Consider the following 16,408-nt stretch of genomic DNA (forward strand, 5'->3'; position numbering starts at 1 on the left):
ATTAATTTATACTATAAGATGACAAAAAAACAATTATATTTACTATAAATATAGTTTTGCCCAAAGCTGCAAAACAAATACTGGTTAAAAATAAAATAATACCTTGTATTTATTTTTTCATTTTTAAATTATATAAATAAATCCTAATTTTAGTCCCCTCTCCTATTTCAAGATACTAATTTTATTTTTTCATTAGCACCAAGCTAATAACAAATTATGAGTTGCCTTTTTACTAACGTTGATTAAGGCTTTGAGGAAATTAAAAACTACATGAAAAAGCAACTATCACAGAAATGGACTATTTCTAAATATTGGTTACGTTTTTTAATTATCATCCTATTAGTAATAGGCGTATTTTTTCGCTTCGTCAATATTGACAAAAAAATTTATTGGGGTGATGAAGTTCTGTCATCATTACGCATATCTGGCTATAGGCAGTCAGAAATGAAAATGCAATTAGGTAATGGTCGTTTGATTGGCATAGAAGATTTACATAAATACCAGTATCCTAATTCTGAAAAAAATGTAATTGATACAATTAAAGGGCTTATTTTAGAAGATTCGCAGATTTTGCCACTATACATCTTGATTACCCGATTTTGGGTAGAGTGCTTTGGCAATTCTATAGCAGCGATCAGAAGTTTTTCGGCATTTATTAGTCTGCTTACCTTTCCTTGTCTTTATTGGCTATGTCAAGAATTATTTGAGTCTTCACTAGTAGGGTGGATAGCCATCGGGTTAGTAGCCATTTCACCTATTCATATCGTGTATTCACAAGAAGCGCGATCGTACAGTTTAGGGATAGTAGCCATCTTAATGTCGAGCGTAGCACTGCTGCGAGCCATGCGCCTTCAAACAAATGTTAGTTGGTGCATTTATGTAGCAACATTATCAATAGGGTTTTATACTCATCTATTTTTTATCTTGGTTGCTTTTGCACAGGGAATTTATGTAGTTGTAATCGAAGGTTTCCGATTGAGTAAAATATCGATTTCCTACGTACTATCATTGCTTGCGGGGTTTATAACTTTTGTACCTTGGATTTGGATTATTATTACCAATCCTCAGCCTGAAGCAGTCACTTGGGCGAATACTAAACAAACATTATTGATGTTAGCTACAAGGTGGGCTGGTATCTTTAGCCGTGCGTTTCTTGATTTAGGTATTAGTCCTAACGAACCGGGAAAACTTAAGTTTGCCTTAATTCCTTTTATTTTAATGATTTTAGCTTTAATCAGCTACTCAATTTATTTTGTGTGTCGAAAAACCTCTAAAAAAGTTTGGTTATTTGTCTTAACCTTAATTGGATCTGTAGGGCTTCCTTTACTGATAACAGATTTCGTATTTCAAAAACGATTTGCTACTAGTCGATATACACTTCCTTCAATTTTAGGTATACAGTTAGCTGTTGCTTACCTATTTACCACTAAGATTGCGTCTATTTCTACTAAAGCTTGGCAAAAAAAGTTTTGGTCACTTGTCGCGTTTATGGTAGTTATGGGCGAAGTTGTATCTTGTATGGTTCACTCTCAAACGCAGATTTGGTGGAACCAATTCCCTGAAAAATACCAAGAATATCCTAAAATTGCTAATATTATTAATCAAGGGAAGAAACCACTTTTAATTAGTGATGAGGATAACATTATTCCACCGCTACAAGTACTTAGTGAATTAATCAACCCAAAAGTGCAATTTCAAATTGTAGGAAAAAATCAGTTACCAGAGATTACTAATGGCTTTACTGACATATTTTTGTTCTTGTTCGAGCCATCTGACTTTTTAAAAGCTGGAATTGAAAAAGTTTATAACTCAAAGTTACAGCAGGTAAACCACTATCTCTGGAAAATAACAAAACCTAATTAAACCAAGTACACGGGCATATCTAGGGGTTGGGAGATTGCAAGGTGGAAAATAAAAGCAGACATGGCATTTGAATATTGCTTGTAAGTTAAAAATCAATATACTTGGATTAAGGGTTATTGGTGTAGATAATTGGTCTTGAAAGACGCGATAAATCGCGTCTCTACATTAGGGTTTTGGACTTATCTGAACTGTATTGGGTTAAAAATTAATATCAATTAGCCTTATAAGTGACACAGTTAGAGCAAAAATATACTTTAATTAAACAAATAATTTAAGTATATACTTGTACTGCTGCCGCTTATGTCATCGCCCCTGGAGCGCCCGCTAAAAATTGAAATCAGACTGCCATCTTCACATCCTCAATTATTAGAAGGACTGGATATATGGCTGCGTTTAGGTCTAATATCTGATGCCCAAGTCAGGCAGTTATGTCGAGAGTTTCTGGTGTGTGCGGTGGTGTTGCAACCCCAGGCTGAAGCTCAAACAAAGGTAGTATTTGCAACTTCCGACCCCGTGCAGCAGTTGCCTATAGGAGCTTTACAATCTAGTAGCGGTAAACAACCACAACAAAAACCAGCAAAACCCAACTTTATCGGCACAATGTTGCAGTCCTTGGGGGCAGAACTGAGTGTCCGTTGGCTACTTTTTCTAGGGGTTTTCCTGGTAGTGGTATCCTCTGGGGTGCTGGCTGCTAGTCAATGGGCGAGGTTCCCCGCTTCTGGGCAATACGGGGTTTTATTTGCTTATACTTTGAGTTTTTGGGGATTAAGCTTTTGGGCGACTAGGCAAGATAACCTCAGATTGACGGCTCAGACATTGCTGATTGCCACTCTTTTGTTAGTGCCAGTGAATTTTTGGGCAATTGATAGCTTTCGGTTATGGCAAAATCCTGTGGATTGGATTGTAGTTGCGATCGCCTGTCCTACCCTGACTGCTATAACTGTTTTACTCTCCAAAAATCGGACTATTTTTACCAATTTACATACTGGCAAATTACCTCTGGTAAATATTTTAGGGCTGAGTTATCTGCATTGGGGTTGGCAGTTAAGAGGATTTCCCTTAATTGCTGTTTATCTGGCAACGCTCATCACAACTATCATTACCGTTTATCACAATCTTTTCCAAGAGCCTCATACTGGCAGCGAGGAAGATCGGGGCGATGTCTACGACGGGCTACGCCTACGCCGTAGGTTAAGTATTAGTTTACCTGCTGCTGTAATTATTTATTCTTTAATAGTATTGTTGGTGCGGGCAATTTTTGTTACCAAGGTAGATGTCACACTGTTGGGGTTAGCTATTGGCATTTGCGGCTGGTTGATGACTTGGTTAGCACAGCAGGGAAGGGGAGCAGGGGGGCAGGGGAGCAGGGGAGCAGGGGAAGCGGGGGAAGTAACATTAATATACTCCTCATCTTCCTTATCTCCCTCATCTCTTTTACTCTGGGAAAGACTTGGGGACGTTTTACTCTTTCTGGGTTGGGTGGTATCGGTAGTAAATCATCCTTGGCAAGCAATAGCTGTAAGTGCTTTAGGTTTGTGGTTTGTGGGGAGTCGCTTGCGGCGATACAGTTTAAAGCGAGACTTTGCAGCGGTTTTTGTCATCGGCTTAGAGACGATTTGGCTAGGTTGGCGATTAGTACCTGATAACTTACAGAAATTAGCGATCGCAACTAGCACCCAACTCACCAATTCTCAAAATGAACCTTGGGCGCTACTGGGTATAGCTTTACTTCCCTACGTAATTTTGATGGTGGCGCTTACAGATAGTTTGTATCGCAGTCAAAAGCGAGAATTAGCTAAATTTGGCGAACTGCTCACCCTGTTATTTGGAGCTTTTTTAACAACGATCGCTATAGCAAATCCGGCATTGCGATCGCTAAATCTGCTATTTTCCACCGCCACTCTCGCATTCGTTACTCAACGCCGCTCCCCCTCATCCCTTCCCCTGGTATACCTAACTCACATCATGGGGGTGCTGACGTTTTGCTTTACGATTAATTGGTTATTCCCCAGCCTGAGTCAACAAGCCTGGGCAAGTATTTTATTGGCTCTCATGGTTGCAGAATGGCGATTTAGCTTGGAGGAAGGACTATGGCAACGTAGTGCATGGGACATCGGTTTAGGATTAGCCGCAGCGAGTTTTTTCCTCTTGTGGATGAATGCAGAATCATCTTGGTATGGCATAGCTGATAGCCGATCTGATTGGGGAGTTTTATGGCTAGTTACGCCTTTAGCTTTGACGGGTGTTGCCAATGCCACAATTATAGAGCGGCGGATTACTAGCCGTTACTTGAGTGTTTTGGCTGTGATAGTTGCCCAGCTACTAACTTTACAGCTACCAGGAATCAGATTAATTGGTTTGGCTGTAGGTGCTGGATTGATGTTTGCAAATACGCACTATTTGCGGAACCAAGTATCTGCGGTAATTACAGAAGGATTTGTTTTAAGTTTCATTGGGGCGTTGCTGTGGACGGGTGTACCTGGTTTACCTCGCCTAGCGGTAGCAGGTTGGTTTGTCGCCGGAGCGATCGCAACTCTAAGTCTATGGTTAGCGCGGACTGTTTTGAACCGACGTGGTAACGAATTAGCAGTTATCTATGCAGCCGCTAGCGATAAATGGGCGATCGCCTTATGTGGTTTGGAATTATTAAGTTTGACACTGCACTCAGTGCTGATTTACCAAGGGTTTACTACTTCAGGATTTTTGTTCTTAATTGCTACTGCGATCGCCTTGGCAGCCATTGTTTATCGCAGTTGGCGAGAACCAACAAATTGGGCATTTTATGGGATTGGTTGGTGTTTGGAATTGTTGATTGCTCAGGTGCTAGGGTTGGGGGAACGCTCAATTATTAGAATTGCAATCGCAAACATCGCCTTGGGTTTAATTGCTCAACTTGTCGGCGAGTGGTGGCGACGACAACATCAATTAGAAAGGTTTCCTAGCAGCCTGCACATTTTGCCATTAATTTATGGTGCATTTAGTATATTGCTGCGTTTGGACACCTTCACTGAGTGGACAGGTTTGTATTCCTTGGGTGCAGCTTTAATTGTTATTGGCGTGGGGCGACGGCGCGAAAATTTCAAACCCTTGCTGTATTTAGGAATTATTGGCGTATCAATTTCTGCTTATGAACTTTTGTTTTATCAAATGTCACAAGCTTCAGGAGGAGCATTAGGTGATGGATTAATTGCCATGTCTGCCCTTGGCGCGAGTATCATGTATGCTTACCGCATTCTGTCGCCAAGGCTAGTCAGTTACTTCCGCCTAACTCCCCAAGAATTGAAAAGAATTGCCCATATTCATTGGGTTTGGAGTAGTTGTTTATTAATGGCTGCTATTACTACACCCATTGGAATTAACCGTTTGGTGGGATTGGGAACTGGGGTATTTTTGATTCGCTATGCCATCTTTCAGGGACGAAATTCACGCACTTCCCCCAGTTTCTTCGGAGGAATTACAATCGCCGAGATTTGGGTTTACCTTGGCTTATTAGAGGTAGCTGGCATGAGGATTTATTGGCGGGAGACAGCAGTAGGGCGATTTTGGGCTGGGCCATTAGTTCCTTGGAATGGTGCGATCGCTTGTGTAGTAGCCTACTTTTTGTACATCCTACCTTGGGAAAATTGGAGTTGGTCTAAAAGACCTTGGCAACAAGCTGCATACATCACACCACTGATAATTTTATGGGAAACCAGACTGCAAACTTACCCCATTACCTTAGTACTCGCAGCTGGATTCTACATCTTTTTAGCAAAGGTGGGTGAAAACATCCGTTTCACCTATATTAGTGTGGCGTTGATTGATTGGGCACTTTATCGCTGGTTTGATTCCTTACGTTTGACTGATGCTTTGTGGTATGTAACACCAATTGGATTCTCACTGCTTTATATTGCTCAAGTAGATATCCAACTGAAGCTACCAGAGTACAAAATATCTCGTCATCTTCTGAGAGTGTTAGGGAGTGGTTTAATTTGTGGGTGGGCAATTTTATTTCATCAAAATACAGCTTGGATTCCGGGAATTTTTAGTCTCATCGCTATTTTTGCTGGATTAGCTTTACGAGTACGGGCTTTTCTCTACATTGGTACAGCCACTTTTTTAATTACTACAATCTATCAATCAGTAATTTTCAGCTTGCAGTATTCCTTTTTAAAATGGGTTGTTGGCTTGTTCGTTGGCATTTTACTGATTTATATCGCCGCCAACTTTGAAACCCGTCGCGCTCAAATAACTTCCTTAATTCGTAGCGCCATTGATGAATTTCAATCATGGGAATAGGTAAGCTAAGGATTAAACTAATTAGACAGGCGATCGCACTATCTGACTACTTGTATCAATTCTTTATGAAGATGCACCAAAGCATATTAGAAACGAACTGCCTTTCCTTCGGAACGCTACGCGAACGCGCACCGTCTCGTAGAGAAGTGGCTTCCCGCAGGGTAGGACACAAAGAAAGAAAATTTGGCGCTGCTTCATAAAGAAATGATATTAGGTATTAAGCCGATCGCCAATATCTCTAAGTTCTCCAACTATATTGCCAATTGCAGCTACGCCGCCGCTTACAATGGCATTTGAAACAGCTTCCCCTAATCTGATTAGGGGACTTAAAATATCAAAAAAATTCTGAACACCTTGAATTTTTGCAGCCGCTTTATCAAGAGAATTAGTAGCCTCAATTATTTTTTGGGCTGGTTCATCTATATCGGTTAAAACTTTATTTAATTCTATACTATTAATCTTGGCGGCAAAGTCCAAAACTTTTTGGCAGTCATTACTAATTGATTCTAATTCACTCGGACTAATTTCTTTAGCCTTGAAAAGCTCTGTTGCTCTCTTTTCAAGAGTTTCCTTTAGTTCATTAATCTTATCTCTCAAAGACATAAATAATAACTCTCCTTTTTTTTAATGAATTGGCAATAGGAAAAAATTAGATAAAATCTAGTTAAAAAGCGCGATCGACTTCTTCTACTAGAGGTTTTACTGAGATGACGTATTCATTGAGTATTCTTTGAATACGTTTCATTTTTTCTCATCAATTTTCTTGAATGAAACTTTAGCATTAAACTGACATAGTTGATTAATATCTTTGGGTTTTAGCCCTTCTGCAAATTCTTTACTTAGTCGATTATGAGCTTTAACTGTAATAACAAGAATTTGATTATAAGCCCTGCCTGCTTGTTCTTTCTCAGACACTATTTTCATAGCTTGATTATAGTCTTCTGTTAATTTTTCACCTACTGTAATTCGCTCGACAAATTGTTGATAATTACTTGGATTGATTTTATCTTTGCCTAGCTCATTTAAAGTAAGAAAGTAGGATTTATAGTAAGTATCAATTGCGTTTGCTTCTATGCCTAAAGTTCCTTCCTTACTAAGGTAGTTGTTGTTTACAAGAAATATTAAGCCTCCTTTAGCAGGTTTATAAAGATCAACTTCATTCTCATCGGTTGCTGGAACCGAATTACCAGTAATATATTTATGAATAGGTTCATTAGTACAAACAATCGCTTTTTGTAGAGCATCCTCTCGATTTTTTTTAGTTGCTAAATCAGATAAAAATTTAAGAATTTGACTGCCTCCATCCACTGCATCCGAATCTAGTTTGTTGCTGTTAATAGATAAATTTTTGAGACTTTCACCTAAGTCATCTATTGATTTATCTAAAGATAAATTTTTTCCGCTTGCTATAGCACCTAGAGCATCCATATAATCAATTAAAATACTGACTCCTATTTTAAAATTATCAGAATCAACTCGTTCAGTTGTCTCACAACTTTCTCGCCGCTCGTTGCGATAAGGGATTCCATTATCGGGAACTAATTTAATATATCTAGTACGTCGTAAACAAGATTGATAAATATCTTCAGCAAAATCATTAGAAGCTTGTTGAACTATTTCTTTGCTCTTGCTAAAGTCTTCTACAGACTTAAAATTAGCTCCGCAACTTCCTAATAAAACAGCAATCGGAATAACGACACTGATTAAAGATTTTCTTTTGAACATTTTTACTTACCCTCGCACTATTGGGAAAATCGCTGTTGTTTCCTTCTCCACTCCCCAATTAGTCAATTTCGGAATTTTGCGATCGCATTAGAGGTTTTTTTCTAAACTCGATGCTTGCGGTGAAACCAATCTCAAATACAAGAATTCTTTCACAGCCTCTTTTACCTCCCTTAAAAAGGAAAGTATTTAGGTTTTCTAAAAATTATTGAGAAAAATTTTCATAATTGCTGAAATGGATAGACTCATAAAGCGATCGCTATTGCCTATCCTGAAATGATTTTTGTTATCGTAATACCAATTTGAAAAAACAATACGACAAATAGACCATTTATAGAGACGCGATTCATCACGTCTTTACTCAAGGATGTATTGCAATCATTAATTGAATTGGTATTATTTATTGGAAATCCCTAATACATCAAAAAATATTGCTCCAGGGTTGACGTTTCGGTGTTTTGCGCAGTCTGTAGCAACTTCTGCCTTCCCTGTAAGAACTTCCGCCTTGACATTTCAGTGTTTCGCGCAGCCTGTAAGAACTTCCGCTTTCCCTGCAAGAACTTCCGTCTTGACGTTTCAGTGTTTCGCGCAGCCTGTAAGAACTTTTGCCTTGACATTTCGGTATTTTGCGCACTCTGTAGCAACTTCCGCTTTTGCGCTACCAACTTCTGCTTTAACTTCGTTTATCTTTGTTGGGTTGCGCTTTGCTTCACCCAACCTACAATTTTTTTTAACCCAAGCGTATTGGGTTATGAAAGGGAGAGAGGGAGGTTGTTAAGCGTAGTCGAAACACTGCCTTCTGCCTTCCTCAATAAAAATTAGTAAAATTACTCAAATTTTAGTCTTAAAAAATGCTCATAAGTTTGGTAAAATAGCCATCAATATCAGATGGCTGGAGGTACTCGTAAAAGCAATCGCAAGCGTGCTGTATGCCAAGGTGTTGTTTTGACTACCAGCTAAGGCAAGACGGTTAAACAGATAAAGAGAATGAGGAAAATTAGGAAGATAAGGAATATAAAGATTTTACCCACTCCCATTCCTGCATCAAACCCTCTTTTAGGGAGACTTGCGGCTGATATCCGAGAATTTTCTGCGCTTTAGATACATCAGCAGCTGTGTGGCGCGCGTCTCCCATCGCTTTTTCTATATGGTTTCTTTTGATTCGCTTCCCAACAATTTCTTCAATCGTATCTAAGACTTCTGCTAAAACCACCCTGCTACCACCACCGATATTAAAGATTTCTCCCACTGCTTGGGGTGTGGTGGCGGCGGCTAAATTAGCGGCGACGATATCACTAACAAACGTAAACTCCCGCGTTTGCTGGCCATCGCCGTAAATAGGAATCGCCTCATCGTGCAAAATCGATTGAAAAAACTTATGAAATGCCATATCTGGGCGCTGTTTGGGGCCATAAACTGTGAAATAGCGCAATGTCACACAGGGCACACCAAAGTTTTTGTAATACAGGTCACACAACAACTCTGCTGCTAGCTTGGTAATACCGTAAGGAGAAACCGGTTGAGGACAAATTCTCTCGTGGGTAGGTAATGTTTCTGCATCACCATATACACTAGATGAAGAGGCAAACACTAATCTTTTCAGGTGTTTAGCATCTTTAGCTGCTTCCAGCAAAACTTGTGTAGCGTTAACATTTCGTTCTGTATAGCCTCGAAAAGCTTTACCCCAACTTGCTCTGACCCCTGCTTGTGCCGCTTGATGGTAAACTACATCAACATCTTTTAGGAGTTTCTGCCAATCTAAAAACTGCATATCTCCTTCAATTAATGCAAAACCAGGTAAACGATATAAGTGTGCAACATTGTTTCGCTTTAACATCGGATCGTAATAATCATTGAATTCATCAATCCCGATCACTTCTTTTCCTTGTTTTAGCAATGTTTCTGCAAGATGAGAACCAATAAAGCCTGCGACTCCAGTAACGATAATTTTAGACATGTTGCCGATTTTTATATCCTGATTAACCGCTATATTCACAAGTTAATAATTATAATCAAAAATTGGTGATTAATTGAGGATTTTTTTAGAGATTATTTTAGTTATATCAGCAGAAAAAATAATTAAAGTAATACACTTATATTGAAAATATGTTATTAACTTTATTTAGCAATTGGTAACAATAAAAATTAAAACTTTACTAATTAGTGAAAGTTAATTTTTAGAATAAATGCAGTTAGAATTTAATGGCTAAAATAGGTCAGCAAATGGAATAATTAAAGTGATGGATAAATAAAAGAACCCCACCCCGCCTTTGACTTACGTCAAAGTCTCCCCTCCCCGCAGGCCTACGGTATATACACAAGTCTAAAATAGTTTACTCACCTGTTTTTCGCCTCAGTTTTACCCCACCCTAACCCTCCCCTTGGAAAAGGGAGGGAACTAGATTCCTGTTTCCCCCAATAAACGGGGGGATTAAGGGGGGTAATTTGACTTGTGTATACACCGTAGCCCCGCAGGTGGGGTGTTAGGGGACTTTTACATTGCATAAGTGTGAGAATTGATGAAAAAATTGATCCACAAGAGTCGAATCAGGTATTCTCATTTTGCAAGGGACGCACGAGGAAATCAGTGAAAGTTTTAGTTGTTGGTAATGGAGGGCGCGAACACGCTCTGACATGGAAACTGTTGCAATCTAAGCAAATTGAGCAAGTTATCTGTGTACCAGGAAATGGGGGCACGGCAAGTATGGAAGGTTGCCAGAACTTGCCGTTAGCAGTAGATGATTTTGAGGGAATGAGCCGATATGCTCTAGAACATGGCATAACTCTGGTAATAGTTGGGCCAGAAGTTCCCCTATCTAAGGGAATCACAAATTACCTCCAAGACAAAGGATTGATGGTATTTGGCCCAGTCAGAGCTGGAGCGCAAATTGAGGCGAGTAAAGCTTGGGCAAAAGCCCTGATGCAAGAAGCAGGGATTCCGACGGCACGGGCTGCGGTATTTACGGAGGCTGCGGCAGCAAAATCTTACGTTAAATCTCAGGGAGCGCCAATTGTTGTTAAAGCTGATGGCTTGGCGGCTGGTAAGGGTGTAACGGTAGCTGAAACAGTTGCACAGGCAGAAAGTGCCGTTGATGCAATTTTTCAAGGACAATTTGGCAGTGCTGGTGAATTTGTCGTCATTGAAGAATGTTTGATTGGGCAAGAAGTGTCAGTTTTAGCGTTGACTGATGGGTTAACAATTAGACCCTTGTTGCCAGCTCAAGACCATAAGCGAATTGGTGACGGCGATACAGGAGAAAATACTGGCGGAATGGGAGCATACAGCCCCGCACCCATTGCTACACCAGAGTTGATGGCACGAATTCAAACAGAAGTATTAGAAAGAGCGATCGCCACCTTACGAGCTAAAGGCATTGATTACCGAGGCGTGCTGTATGCTGGGTTAATGATTGCACCCGATGGCGACTTGAAGGTTTTGGAATTTAACTGTCGCTTTGGCGATCCCGAAACCCAGGTGATTTTGCCATTGTTAGAAACACCCCTAGAAGAGTTGATTCTAGCCTGTGTACAGCAGCGCTTAAGTGAATTGCCGCCCATTGCTTGGAAAGGGGGAGCATCTGCCACTGTCGTTGCCGCTTCCGGTGGTTATCCGGGAGAATATGAGAAGGGGCAGGTGATTACTGGCATTGAAGAGGCAGAGGCAATAGGAGCAACTGTATTTCATGCAGGTACAAAGTTGAACCAGCAACAAGAAATAGTCACAGATGGGGGTCGAGTATTAAATGTGACGGGAATCGGAGAAAATTTTGAGCAAGCGATCGCCCAAGCCTACGCTAGTATCAAACATATTCAGTTTCAGGGAATGTATTACCGGAGAGATATCGGTTATAGAGTTAGGAGTTAGGAGTTAGGAGTTATGCCCAATGCCCCATTCCCAATGCCCAATGCCCAATGCCCCATTCCCAATGCCCCATTCCCCCTTTCCCTAACATATTTGTCAAATTAACTGTTAATTTTTAAGTTGTTGGGCTTTATAACAAAGACTACTAACAACTTTATTTAAGATGCTAAGTCTGTTAAAAACAATTCGAGATGCGATCGCTAGTTGGTGGTCGGAATTCACCCTCCAGACTAAACTGCTGGCTGTAGCCACAATGGTAGTTTCGTTGGTGATGAGTGGTTTGACCTTCTGGGCTGTAAATACAATTCAGCAGGATGCCCGGATGAATGACACCCGCTTTGGTCGTGATTTAGGGCTGCTGCTTGCTGCCAACGTTGCCCCCTTGATCGCTGACAATAATCTCACAGAGGTTGCCCAATTTTCCCAACGCTTCTATAGCAGTACCTCTAGCGTGCGTTATATGCTCTACGCCGATGAAAACGGCGAAATCTTTTTTGGCATTCCTTTTTGGGAAGCTGAGGTAGAAAACTCCCTTACCATTAAACGGCGGATACAACTGCCAGAAGATTACCCTGGTGATGGGGAAAAGCCGATGGTGCGGCAACACACAACCCCAGATGGGATAGTTACCGATGTATTTATTCCCCTGATTGTCAATAAAAAATACTTAGGTGTATTAGCGATCGGGATCAACCCCAATCAGACCGCTGTTATCTCCACCAATTTTACCCGCGATGTCACCATTGCCGTTTTTATCACAATTTGGGTAATGGTGATTTTGGCCGGAGTGATTAACGCCTTGACCATCACCAAGCCGATTAAAGAACTACTAGTTGGGGTGAAGCAAATTGCTACCGGGAATTTTAAGCAGCGCATTAATTTACCTTTAGGCGGCGAACTAGGGGAATTAATTTTAAGCTTTAATGAGATGGCAGAGCGATTAGAGCGCTATGAAGAACAGAACATTGAAGAACTGACCGCAGAAAAAGCCAAACTAGAAACCCTAGTTTCCACGATCGCAGATGGTGCCGTGTTGATTGATAACAACATGCAGGTGATTTTAGTCAACCCCACAGCAGAGCGAATTTTTGGCTGGGAAGCCGCTAATGTAGTAGGTTGCAATGTCTTACATCACTTGCCAGCATCAGTACAAATCGAAATCACCCGTCCTTTGTACGAAATGGCAGCAGGCGAATGCGAAAGCGCCGAATTCCGAATTTTTATTAACCAACCCACCCCGCGGACGATCCGCATTCTCTTGACTACAGTACTCAACCTGCAAAGGGAAAGCATCAAAGGTATTGCGATTACTATTCAAGATATAACCCGTGAAGTTGAACTAAACGATGCAAAAAGTCAATTTATCAGCAACGTTTCTCACGAACTGCGAACGCCTCTATTCAACATTAAAACTTATATTGAAACCCTGCACGACTACGGCGAAGACTTAGCTTTACAAGAACGGCAAGAGTTTCTGCAAACAGTCAACCATGAAACCGATCGCCTAACTCGCCTAGTTAACGATGTTTTGGATTTGTCAAAACTCGAATCTGGTCGCAACTATAGCTTCGATGGCGTAGATTTAGCCCAAGCGATCGAGCAAACCCTGCGTACTTACCAACTCAACGCAAAAGATAAAGGTGTTGAACTTGTTCAGGAAGTTGCCCCTAATTTGCCGCTAGTATTAGGTAATTACGATCTGTTAGTACAAGTGTTTGGCAACCTGATTGGTAATGCCCTTAAATTCACCAAAGCCGGTGGTAAAGTAGCAATCCGCGCCTACCAACTAGATTTCAAACCCAGTCACACCGAATCTGCACCAGTGCGGATTGAAATTTCCGATACAGGAATTGGCATCGCCACAGAAGATCAACACTCAATTTTTGAACGCTTCTTCCGCGTAGAAAACCGAGTTCACACCCTAGAAGGCACGGGTTTAGGTTTATCGATTGTTAGAAATATCATCGACAGACATCGTAGTAAAGTCCATCTAGTGAGTGAAGTCGGCATTGGCACAACTTTTTGGTTCGACTTAGCTACCTTTGAAGAAAAAGCGCCACTGATACAAGTTGAACCTATTGCAGAAGCATCCAAAATCACCACAGTTTGAAAATTCCGGAAGCATCCAAAATCATCACAGCCTGAAGATTAGACCTCTTGCACAAATGCAAAATCTGCCCACCCTGCGGGATCTTGCTACATCCCCCAACCCCTTCTCCCAAAATTGGAAGAAGGGGAGCCAAATTCAAAGTCTCTCTCCCAAGCTTGGGAGAGGGATTTAGGGTGAAAGCTCATTGATTCATGCAAGAAGTCTATTAGGGATTGGGCATGGTTTGTTATTTTTGAACATTCCCTATACTGGCGATTTTGGATGAAGCGTTTGAAGGGATTGCCGCACTAAACTATAAGTAGGTTGAATTGACTCGATATTTAATAACACTATCATTATTCCTCGGTGATAGAATTGCTGGAGTTAAATATCAGGTTTTCAAGGTTCGTCTCAAAAATGAAAAAGTGGAGGCTATCGAGTCATTTATTATCTGAAAACTGATCGAGGAATTATATTCGCTACAATTTATTCCAAATCCGATATTTCAGATGTTAGTAATGAAACAATTGAAGAAGCGATGCCTACGGCGGTAAACTACGCACAATACGAGCAAGAAATTAAAATAGTCGATAATTCCGATGCATAAACCCGGATTTTTTTGATACATCATCAATTCCAATTTAGCTGGGGAGACAATTTAAATATAAAATCGTAACTATTTAGGTCTGTATTAGACTCAACACAGAAGCGTTATATTCGCCACTCCCAAAAAACCCAAATCAAGGCCTTAATATCACGAACAACAAACAGACCAATAATAAACCCAATAGCAACAGTAAAGCCTGATTGCGTTTGACCCAACTTTTCACAGCTACAGCAAAACTGTTAGTGTAACGCTGCTGTTCCAACTCTAATTTTGTCTCTTCAATATTTTGGTAGAGGGTACAGTCTTTGGCATAGGGACGTTTAGGAAAATTGCAAGTATCATCAGCGTGATAGGTGCAAGTGTCGCACAGATACCCATCCCCAGCGGCGCGGTGCAATGGAATACCGGGATGACCGTAAGCTTTAAGTGTCGTCCGGCAATAGGGACAACTAATAGCTTGACTATCAACAAGTTGATGGCAGTGGGAACAAGATACAGTAGCCAAAACCTTTAGCGCAAATAGGTAAACACTTTGATTCTAGCCATTTACAGGGATAATGGGGAAATAGATACGTAGCCTGTTAATTTTGAATATGGCTAGCTTTCAAAATTGGTTACTTTATCAGCATAAGTACTAATTTTATGATGATTTTTTAGATTTTATAAGTGATTTATATCACTCAACATAATTAAGGCTATGCCATAATCTAGCAAATATGAGGTTTTGTCCCAAGTCCAATAATTATTTAGAGGTAGAAAAATATTGCCTTTTAATCCTGAGCTATGCCGTAACGAAAGCGAAGTTGAAAGCAAACTCATAGTGCAATATTTGCTACCACAGCTAGGTTATACTCCTGACACCTGGCATCAAGAAGTTGCCATTGGTAGCATCCGCTTAGATTTCTTAGCATTTGCCGCACAAGTGATTCCTTTTGTCTTAGATGCCAACTCACCGCTGAGTGTCGTCATGGAGGCAAAGCATCCCAAACAAAACTTAAATCATCATGTCCCACGACTTAGGCATTATTTAACCAGCTTGAATGTCAGGTATGGATTGCTGACTAATGGCAAAGAAATTAGAATTTATCAAAAATTGCAATATGATATTCAGTTAATATTTCAATGTTCTGGGAAGGAAGTTGAGATAAAGTTAGAGAAAATTCAAAGTTTAATTGGTAGAGATAGTCTGAAAGAAGAAGAGTTGATAAATAAACCAAAAGTTCAAATAACTGAAAATAATTTAATTTTGGAAACTAAGAGGCAACATTCAATGAACACAATTGCAATTTACCATCATAAGGGTGGCGTAGGGAAAACTACAGTTGCTATCAATTTAGCGGCTGCGTTGAGTAAAAAAGGAAAAAAAGTTCTTCTGATTGATATAGATGCTCAAGCAAATACAAGTTTTGCTACAGGATTGATTAAATTCCAATTTGAGGAAGATGATGATTTAAAAGACTGCAATGTTTATCATTTATTAGAAAAAAACGACATTAAGTTTATTCCAGATATTGTTTGCAAATCTAAGTTTTTTAACAATCCAGAAATTGATGTTATCCCTTCACATATCACCTTGATTGCATTGCAGCAAAATCTTGTCCAATCTGCGCCAAGCCGATCTAGACTAGCTAAAAAATTAGAAAAAGTAAAAAATGAATATGATATTGTAATTATTGACACACCTCCATCACTCGATGTGTATGCACAAGCTGCCTTAACTGCTGCTGATTACCTAATAATTCCTTCAGACTTAAAGCCATTTTCCAATCAAGGATTACCTAGCGTTAAAAATTTTATTCAACAAGAAATTAATGAAAATAAAGAAGGTTTAGGAAAGCCGCCTATTAATATTATGGGTGTTCTTCCATCCAAAATTTCTACTAATGCTCAGTATCTCAAATACACATTTGCAAAACATAAAAGTGTAATTATTAGACCTCTTGCAAAATTATTTTATGGTAAGATGATGGATTTTGCCGTGTGAATC

The 16,408-nt window shown here is 40.0% G+C and carries 10 protein-coding genes; 6 read left to right on the forward strand and 4 right to left on the reverse strand.

Going from position 1 to position 16,408, the window contains the following annotated elements:
* The first annotated feature begins 270 nt into the window (after nucleotides 1-270).
* From HWQ40_RS08750 to HWQ40_RS08760, 3 genes are all read left to right on the forward strand, one after another.
* On the forward strand, nucleotides 271-1,863 hold the full coding sequence (locus HWQ40_RS08750) for a glycosyltransferase family 39 protein (RefSeq protein ID WP_292776678.1): 1,593 nt from the start codon (nucleotides 271-273) through the stop codon (nucleotides 1,861-1,863).
* A 300-nt stretch (nucleotides 1,864-2,163) separates the two neighbouring features.
* Nucleotides 2,164-6,141, forward strand: coding sequence for a DUF2157 domain-containing protein (locus HWQ40_RS08755; protein ID WP_292776680.1), 3,978 nt, complete (start codon nucleotides 2,164-2,166; stop codon nucleotides 6,139-6,141).
* On the forward strand, nucleotides 6,132-6,341 hold the full coding sequence (locus HWQ40_RS08760) for a hypothetical protein (RefSeq protein WP_292776681.1): 210 nt from the start codon (nucleotides 6,132-6,134) through the stop codon (nucleotides 6,339-6,341). Before HWQ40_RS08755 ends, HWQ40_RS08760 begins: the two co-directional genes overlap by 10 nt.
* 10 nt (nucleotides 6,342-6,351) lie before the next feature.
* Here HWQ40_RS08760 and HWQ40_RS08765 read toward each other — a convergent pair whose 3' ends face one another.
* From HWQ40_RS08765 to HWQ40_RS08775, 3 genes are all read right to left on the reverse strand, one after another.
* The gene (locus tag HWQ40_RS08765) at nucleotides 6,352-6,744 is read right to left on the reverse strand and encodes a hypothetical protein (protein ID WP_292776683.1); all 393 of its coding nucleotides are present in this window, start codon (nucleotides 6,742-6,744) and stop codon (nucleotides 6,352-6,354) included.
* A gap of 138 nt (nucleotides 6,745-6,882) precedes the next feature.
* Entirely contained in the window at nucleotides 6,883-7,866 is a 984-nt protein-coding gene (locus HWQ40_RS08770) for a hypothetical protein (RefSeq protein ID WP_292776685.1), read from the reverse strand.
* A gap of 994 nt (nucleotides 7,867-8,860) precedes the next feature.
* Nucleotides 8,861-9,820, reverse strand: coding sequence for an NAD-dependent epimerase/dehydratase family protein (locus tag HWQ40_RS08775; protein ID WP_292776687.1), 960 nt, complete (start codon nucleotides 9,818-9,820; stop codon nucleotides 8,861-8,863).
* Nucleotides 9,821-10,450: 630 nt separating this feature from the next.
* Between HWQ40_RS08775 and purD the strand changes: the two genes are divergently transcribed.
* Nucleotides 10,451-11,728, forward strand: a complete 1,278-nt coding sequence (gene purD / locus HWQ40_RS08780) for a phosphoribosylamine--glycine ligase (protein WP_292776688.1) — start codon at nucleotides 10,451-10,453, stop codon at nucleotides 11,726-11,728.
* Between the two features lie 160 nt (nucleotides 11,729-11,888).
* Nucleotides 11,889-13,835, forward strand: coding sequence for a two-component system sensor histidine kinase NblS (gene nblS / locus HWQ40_RS08785; RefSeq protein WP_292776689.1), 1,947 nt, complete (start codon nucleotides 11,889-11,891; stop codon nucleotides 13,833-13,835).
* A 719-nt stretch (nucleotides 13,836-14,554) separates the two neighbouring features.
* On the opposite strand, the gene HWQ40_RS08790 is transcribed toward nblS, so the two are convergent.
* Nucleotides 14,555-14,926, reverse strand: a complete 372-nt coding sequence (locus HWQ40_RS08790) for a zinc ribbon domain-containing protein (RefSeq protein WP_292776690.1) — start codon at nucleotides 14,924-14,926, stop codon at nucleotides 14,555-14,557.
* Between the two features lie 258 nt (nucleotides 14,927-15,184).
* Here HWQ40_RS08790 and HWQ40_RS08795 point away from each other — a divergent pair, with 258 nt between their 5' ends.
* Nucleotides 15,185-16,405: an AAA family ATPase gene (locus HWQ40_RS08795; RefSeq protein ID WP_292776691.1), complete on the forward strand. Its 1,221-nt coding sequence runs from the start codon at nucleotides 15,185-15,187 to the stop codon at nucleotides 16,403-16,405.
* The last annotated feature ends 3 nt before the right edge of the window (nucleotides 16,406-16,408 follow it).

The sequence above is a fragment of the Nostoc sp. NMS9 genome, from assembly GCF_017114995.1.
Classification (GTDB): domain Bacteria; phylum Cyanobacteriota; class Cyanobacteriia; order Cyanobacteriales; family Nostocaceae; genus Nostoc.